Origin of the sequence: Comamonas faecalis (assembly GCF_039538025.1) — a bacterium.
In the GTDB taxonomy this organism is placed as follows: domain Bacteria; phylum Pseudomonadota; class Gammaproteobacteria; order Burkholderiales; family Burkholderiaceae_C; genus Comamonas_C; species Comamonas_C faecalis.
Genome location: NZ_BAABBP010000015.1, coordinates 68,226 through 74,803 on the forward strand (window position 1 = coordinate 68,226; position 6,578 = coordinate 74,803).

At 68.8% G+C, this 6,578-nt stretch carries 6 protein-coding genes; 3 read left to right on the forward strand and 3 right to left on the reverse strand.

The window, feature by feature from the left end; genetic code table 11:
- Positions 1–85 precede the first annotated feature (85 nt).
- The 3 genes from ABD767_RS10080 to ABD767_RS10090 form a co-directional block, all read right to left on the reverse strand.
- Entirely contained in the window at positions 86–1,189 is a 1,104-nt protein-coding gene (locus ABD767_RS10080) for a Rieske 2Fe-2S domain-containing protein (protein WP_103045140.1), read from the reverse strand.
- Positions 1,190–1,259: 70 nt separating this feature from the next.
- Complete coding sequence (locus tag ABD767_RS10085; RefSeq protein WP_103045141.1) at positions 1,260–2,153, reverse strand: SDR family NAD(P)-dependent oxidoreductase; 894 nt, start codon at positions 2,151–2,153, stop codon at positions 1,260–1,262.
- Between the two features lie 16 nt (positions 2,154–2,169).
- Positions 2,170–3,522, reverse strand: coding sequence for an MFS transporter (locus ABD767_RS10090; RefSeq protein ID WP_103045147.1), 1,353 nt, complete (start codon positions 3,520–3,522; stop codon positions 2,170–2,172).
- A 108-nt stretch (positions 3,523–3,630) separates the two neighbouring features.
- On the opposite strand from ABD767_RS10090, the gene ABD767_RS10095 reads away from it, so the two are divergent.
- From ABD767_RS10095 to ABD767_RS10105, 3 genes are read left to right on the forward strand one after another with little or no spacing between them, the layout of a single operon-like run.
- Entirely contained in the window at positions 3,631–5,058 is a 1,428-nt protein-coding gene (locus ABD767_RS10095) for an aldehyde dehydrogenase family protein (protein ID WP_103045142.1), read from the forward strand.
- 21 nt (positions 5,059–5,079) lie between these two features.
- Positions 5,080–5,844, forward strand: coding sequence for a glucose 1-dehydrogenase (locus ABD767_RS10100; RefSeq protein ID WP_103045143.1), 765 nt, complete (start codon positions 5,080–5,082; stop codon positions 5,842–5,844).
- Between the two features lie 47 nt (positions 5,845–5,891).
- On the forward strand, positions 5,892–6,062 hold the full coding sequence (locus ABD767_RS10105) for a hypothetical protein (RefSeq protein WP_344869591.1): 171 nt from the start codon (positions 5,892–5,894) through the stop codon (positions 6,060–6,062).
- Positions 6,063–6,578: the final 516 nt, after the last annotated feature.

Here is a 6,578-nt window from a genome sequence, read left to right on the forward strand (position 1 = left end):
CTTGGAAATTCATCACCGGGACGCGGGGCTCGCAACCACCACCTCCCGGCCAGGCCCGCGCCAGGCGCAGACCCGTGGATACCGCTTACGCCGTCTCCGGCTCGGTGTAGGGCGTCACGCCCTTGGGCACGTACAGGCCTTCGCAGCGCTCCAGGTACTCGGCCTTCTTGGCGCGCGGGTTGAAGAACTGCTTGTACCAGATACGGGCCTTGTGGAAGGGGCCGTCCTGCGGCACGAACATGCCGTTGACGCAGGCTTCCTTGACGCTCCAGGCCTCGAAGTCCTGGGCAAACGACAGCATCGACGCCTCCTGGAACTGCGCGGCGGTGACGGCGTCGGTGACCGTGGCCTTGGCGTGGCCGCCGGGCGACTTGACGATCAGCGAGTGCCAGATGCGGATCTGGCCGTCTTCGACCGGGGTGTGGAAGATCAGCAGCGTGGCGTCGTACAGGCCGGTCAGGTCGGAGATCAGCACTCCCGGGCCGTGGTAGGTGGTGATGGTGTGCAGGATCGAGCGCGTGCCGTCTTGCGCCACCAGCGTGCGGTGGCCGCCGCACTGGCGCTGGATTGCCTTGTGGCCGATGAACTCGTTCTCGTAGCGGTCGACCGTCGAGCCGTGGATGGGCCCCAGGTGGGCGTAGTCGCAGATGTTGTCGACGACTTCCTGCGGGTGCTGGTTCAGCAGGCCGACGTGGTCGTACTTGGGGCGCACCCAGGCCGGGTCGTCCCACTCGGGCAGCGACGGCGCGTCCCACTCGGGCTCGCCGCCCTCGGGGTCGTACCACATCCAGATGGCGCCCAGCGACTCGACCACGGTCCACGCCTTGATGCGCGCATTCTCGGGAATGGGGTCGGTGCTATAGGGGATTTCGTTGCACTTGCCGTCGGGGCCGAAGCGCCAGGCGTGGTAGGGGCAGCGGATGTTGTCGCCCTCGATGTTGGTGCCACCGTTGTCACGCACCACGTAGCTGGTGGTGTTCTTCGCGCCCAGCGGGTTTTGCATGTGGCAGCAGTAGCCGTCCAGCAGCACCGGCTTGCCGCTCTCGCGTCCGCGGTAGAGCACGAAGTCGTGGCCGAAGTAGCGGATCTGCTGGGGCTTGTAGCTGTCGATTTCGCTCGCCTCGGCGATCATGAACCAGCCGCGCGGGAAGGTGAATTCTCCCAGCCGGTACTCCTTGGTGGTTGCCATGTCGGTTATCTCCTTGTGTGTGAAAGGTAGAGGTGGGGGTAACGCTGATCTTGCGTGTGAAAGCGGGTTCTCACATACCCTGTTTGGACGATGATCCCGACACGCCGGCAGGGACGAACGCCGGCGCAAAGCCCTGCTCGCGCGCCAGCGTCTGCAGGTCCAGCATGCCCTTGCCGCGGGCCCAGGCGCGTGCGTCGGCACTGGTGGCCAGCCACAGCAGGGCCTGCGCGATCGCCTCGGGCGTGACCGCTCCGTAGCGCTGCGCCAGCATGCCACCGTCGCCCAGTGTGGCAGTGACCGCCTCGGTCGAGACCACGCCGGGGTTGACGCTGAAGGCGTGCAGCCCCTGCTTGCCAAGCTCGCGGTTGATGCAGCCGGCCAGGCGGATCAGCCCGGCCTTGGAGGCGCCGTAGGCAAAGCCCCAGCCGCCCTGGTCGGCCGGCAGCGGCGGGTCGTACTGGCCGGCGCCCGAGCACACGTTGATGACCTGCCCGCCGCCCTGCGCCAGCATGTGCGGCAGCAGCCTGCGCGTGAGGCGAAACGGCGCCAGCACGTTGCCCTGCAGCGTGCGTTCGAGCATGTCGTCTTCCAGCTCCAGCAGCAGCGCGTTCATCTCGCGGTCCTGGTAGACGGCGTTGTTGATCAGCAGGTCGACGCGGCCATAGTGCGCCAGCACCGCGTCCAGCGCCGCATCCAGCGACGCGCCGTCCATCAGGTCCATCGCGTGGGTGAACACCTCGGCGCCCACGTCCCGCACGGCCTGCGCCGTCGTCGCCAGGCTGCCGGCCAGCAGCCCGCCGTCGGGGCGGCGCAGCTGGTGGCCGAGCTGCTGGCCCTCGACCTGGGTGCGCGCGGTGATGGCCACGCGCCAGCCGGCGCGGCCAAAGGCCACCGCCGTTGCCGCGCCAATGCCGCGGCTGGCGCCGGTGATGAGGACGACCGGGGTCGTTTGCGTATCGTTCATGGTTTGTGGTGTCCGTTCAAGCAGGATGGGCCACGCCCGCCAGGGCCTTGCGCTGGGCGATGAAGGGGCGCATGGCGCCCAGCATCCACAGGCCCGAAGGCAGCATCAGCGCGATGACGATGGCCAGCGCCCAGCGCAGCGCCTCGTCGCCGCCCAGGCTGGGCAGCAGCGCGTCGCTGAGCAGGCCGGTGACGAAGGGGCCAAAGCCGCTGCCCAGCAGCGTCAGGAAGAAGTTGAGCAAGGCGGCGGCGACGGCGCGTTCGCTGGCGCGCACCATCTGGCTCACGGCGCTGTACGACAGCGACGGCCACCAGCTGGTGAAGAAGGCCGCCAGCGGCGCGAAGGCCAGCGCATGGGGCACGCGCAGGCTGCCCAGCATCCAGTGGCCGCCGGCGGGCCACAAAATGAATGCCAGCGTGCACGGCAGGCCCAGCAAGACGCCCAGCGCCGGCAGGCCCAGCTGCCAGCGCTCGTCGCGGCGCATCAGCCGGTCGCACAGCCAGCCCGAGAACAGCGCGCCAAACACCGCGCCCACGCCGCTGGCCACGCCAAACAGCAGGCCGGCGTGGGCCAGCGTCAGCTCGTGCGTGCGCACCAGAAAGCTCGGCGTCCACACGCCATAGCCATAGCCGGCCAGGCCGGCCAGGCCGCAGGCCAGCGCCAGGCGGCGAAACGCCTTGACCTTGAGCAGGCGCAGCACCTCGCGCCACAGTGATTCGTTCTTGTGCGCCAGCGCCTCTTGCTGCGCCAGCGCCTGCGCCTGGGCGTCGTCAAAAGCGCCGCGGCGCGGCTCCTTGCCCAGCAGCCAGACCAGCAGCGCCAGCACCATGCCCGGCACGCCAAAGAAGACGAAGGTGTGGCGCCAGCCGTATTCCTGGGCGATCCAGGCCCCCAGCGCCAGGCCGATGAGCACGCCCAGGTGCGGCCCCATCATGAACAGGCTGATGACCAGCGAGCGCCGCTCCTTGGGGTAGAGGTCGGAGACGGCCGAGATCGACGGCGCCATGCCGCCGGCCTCGCCCACCGCCACCGACATGCGCGCGAGCAGCAGCTGCCAGAACTGCGCGGCGATGCCGCAGGCCAGCGTCGCCAGACTCCACAGGCCGCAGCAGATGGCGACGATGTTGCGCCGGTTGTATTTGTCGGCGAGCTTGCCCACCGGCACGCCCAGCACCGCATAGAGCAGGCCGAAGGCCAGGCCGCTGAGCAGGCCCATCTCGGTGTCGGTGGCGTTGAAATCGTGCTTGATGGGCTCGATCAACACCGCGATCACCTGGCGGTCGATGTAGGAGAAGATGTAGACCAACGCCAGCAGCAGCAGCGTCAGGTGCGTACGCCAATTGACGACGGGGGGGGTGTATGGAGCCATGGCGCAATGGTCTGGGCGCGCCGCCTTGGCGGCATCGTCTTTTCGGACGATGGGCAAACCCCTGGCCCCGGTTACCGTAGCGGCAAAAGCAATCGAAGGAGACATTGCATGGCTTCTGCCACCTCTCTCGCCGCACCGCTGCTGGCGGCCCAGCAACAGGCGTTCCGCGCCGAAGGCCCCGTGCCCGCCGCGGTGCGCCAGCAACGCCTGCAGGCCGTGATCGACATGCTGCTCGCGCACGCCGACCGCCTGTGTGACGCCATGGGCCAGGACTTTGGCGGGCGCTCGTCGGTATTTTCCCTGATGAACGACGTGCTGGGCTCGCTGTCCTCGCTCAAGCATGCGCGCGACCACCTGGCCGGCTGGATGGGCGACGAGGCGCGCCCCGCGGTCGCGCCGTTCGACAACTTTGGCGCAACCGCCTGGGTGCGCTTCCAGCCCAAGGGCGTGGTCGGCATCATCGGCACCTGGAACGCACCTGTGTTCACCCTGCTGTCGCCGCTGGCCAGCGCGCTGGCGGCGGGCAACCGTGCGGTGCTCAAGCCGTCCGAAGTGGCGCCACGCACCGCGCAGGCGCTGGCCGATGCGGTGCGCGAATGCCTGGATCCGGCCGTGGTCGCCGTCGTGACCGGCGACGCCGCCGTCGCTGCCGACTTCTCGGCCCAGCCTTGGAACCACCTGGTGTTCACGGGCTCCACCGCCGTCGGCAAGAAAGTCATGCAGGCCGCATCCAGCAACCTGGTGCCGGTGACGCTGGAGCTGGGCGGCAAGTCGCCGGTGCTGATCGGGCGCAGCGCCGACATCCGCGACGCCGCCGAGCGCATTGCCGTGGGCAAGAGCCTGAATTCGGGCCAGCTGTGCGTCGCGCCCGACACCGTCTGGGTGCACCGCAGCCAGCTGGACGCGCTGGCCGCCGCGCTGCAGGAGTTCTACGCCGGCCTCTACCCCGACCTGGCCGCCAACGCCGACGTGACGCCGGTGATCAACGACCAGCACTTCGCCCGCGTCGAGTCCTACGTGGCCGACGCCAGCGCGCGCGGCGCGCGCGTGGTGACCGCCGGCGACGCGCCCGCAGGTGGCAACGCCGCCCAGCGCCGCATGCCGCTGCGCCTGGTGATCGATCCCGCCGCGGACAGCGCGATTGCCCGGCACGAGATCTTCGGCCCGGCCATGGTGCTGCGCGGCTTCGACGACATCGCCGAGGCAGTGGAGGCGCTCAACCAGGACGAGCGGCCGCTGGCGCTGTACTACTTCGGCCAGGACGCGGCCGAGCAGCAGTGGGTGCTGGACCACACGCTGTCGGGCGGCGTGTCGATCAACGACGTGACCATGCACCCCGCGCTGCACGACGCGCCGTTCGGCGGCGTGGGCGCATCGGGCATGGGCCACTACCACGGGCGCGAGGGTTTTCTGGAATTCAGCCACCAGCGCTCGGTCTACCGCGCCGGCCACCACGACCCGCGCCGCGAATGGGGCATGTTGCCGCCCTACACCCCGGCCTTCGAGCAGATGCTGCGCGCCGCCTTGACCCCCTGAACCCTCCCACGGAACACATCCATGACTTTTCCCTCGTTCTCCCTCCAGGGCCAGGTGGCCATCGTGACCGGCGCCGGCAAGGGCATCGGCCGCGCCTGCGCGCTGGCGCTGGCGCACGCCGGCGCCGACCTGGCGCTGACCGCGCGCACCCAGGCCGACCTGGACGCGGTCGCCGGCGAAGCCGCCGCGCTGGGCCGGCGCGCCATCACCGTGGCCGGCGACATCAGCGACGAAGCGACGATGGACGCCCTGGTCACGCGCACGGTGGCCGAGCTGGGCCGGCTCACCCTGCTGGTCAACAACGCCGGCGGCACCGGCCCCAACCACCCTTTGAAGATGAGCGGCGCCGAGTTCAGCGACGCGCTGGTCTGGAACGTGACCCCGGCCTATCTGATGACGCAGAAATGCGTACCCGCGATGCGCGCGGCCGGCGGCGGCGCGGTGGTCAACATCAGCTCGGTGGCGGCGCGCTACGCACAAAAGCAGTTCAGCGCCTACGGCGCGGCCAAGGCCGCGCTCAACCAGCTCACGCGCAACCTGGCGCAGGACTACGGCCCCGAGATCCGCGTCAACGCCATCGAGCCGGGAACCATCATGACCGACGCGCTGGCGCCGTTTCTCACGCCCGAGCGCAAGGAGCGCATGGAGCGCAGCACGCCGCTGGGGCGGCTGGGCCAGCCCGAGGACATCGCCGCCGCAGCGCTGTTCCTGTGCTCGCCGGCGGCGGGCTGGATCACCGGAAAGATTTTGGGTGTCGACGGCGGGGTGGAAGCACCCAACTTCTGATGTTTTTCCGGGCCGAGCACATCCATACATAGACAAGGAGACAAACCATGCTGCTCACCAAAATCATCGCCGTCGCGGCCTTGCTGTCCTGGCTGGGCGCCACCGGCGAGCGGCTGTACGACTGCCTGTTCGTCGGCACCGACACGCCGGCCCAGCAGCGCAGCGCCAGCGCGCTCGACGGCGCGCACGCCAGCTTCTTCGACCTGCTGCGCCGCTGACACCTGCTGGCCGCTGGCACGTATGGCTGGGCCGCTGATGGCCCTATGGGGCTGCACCTGCACCTATCTGGCGGCTGCGTGCTAGGGCCTGTTAACGCTATTTTTGACGGATGCGTTGTGATCAAAAGGGCCATCGCCGGCGGCGCCAGCCGCAGCCAAGGTGCCACCCTTGGCAAGGCTGGCAACGCCGGCGATGGCCCTTTTGATCGCAACCCGAAGGGAACATACTCAGAACGGCGCCACTCTTCGTTGCGCTCCTTGTCCAGACACCCAGTCTGGGCTGCGTCGCACGTCTCGATTGACGCCGTTCTGAGTATGTTCGCACCGCCAAAATAGCGTTAAGGAAATCCTGCAAAACCTCCCCCTCTGTTTGGTAGGTGTCAGCAGGCTGAACCGCCCCGGGTTTTGAGGAGGCTCCAACACTTGAGAAGATGGAGCTATGACCAAGTCAAACAAGTTCTCACCCGAGGTCCGCGAGCGCGCCGTGCGCATGGTGCAGGAGCATCGAGCCGACTA

Bases quoted from the DNA above. Each gene is read 5' to 3' on its own strand.
- ABD767_RS10080 (WP_103045140.1), bottom strand. From the start codon at position 1,189: ATGGCAACCACCAAGGAGTACCGGCTGGGAGAATTCACCTTCCCGCGC.
- ABD767_RS10085 (WP_103045141.1), bottom strand. From the start codon at position 2,153: ATGAACGATACGCAAACGACCCCGGTCGTCCTCATCACCGGCGCCAGC.
- ABD767_RS10090 (WP_103045147.1), bottom strand. From the start codon at position 3,522: ATGGCTCCATACACCCCCCCCGTCGTCAATTGGCGTACGCACCTGACG.
- ABD767_RS10095 (WP_103045142.1), top strand. From the start codon at position 3,631: ATGGCTTCTGCCACCTCTCTCGCCGCACCGCTGCTGGCGGCCCAGCAA.
- ABD767_RS10100 (WP_103045143.1), top strand. From the start codon at position 5,080: ATGACTTTTCCCTCGTTCTCCCTCCAGGGCCAGGTGGCCATCGTGACC.
- ABD767_RS10105 (WP_344869591.1), top strand. From the start codon at position 5,892: ATGCTGCTCACCAAAATCATCGCCGTCGCGGCCTTGCTGTCCTGGCTG.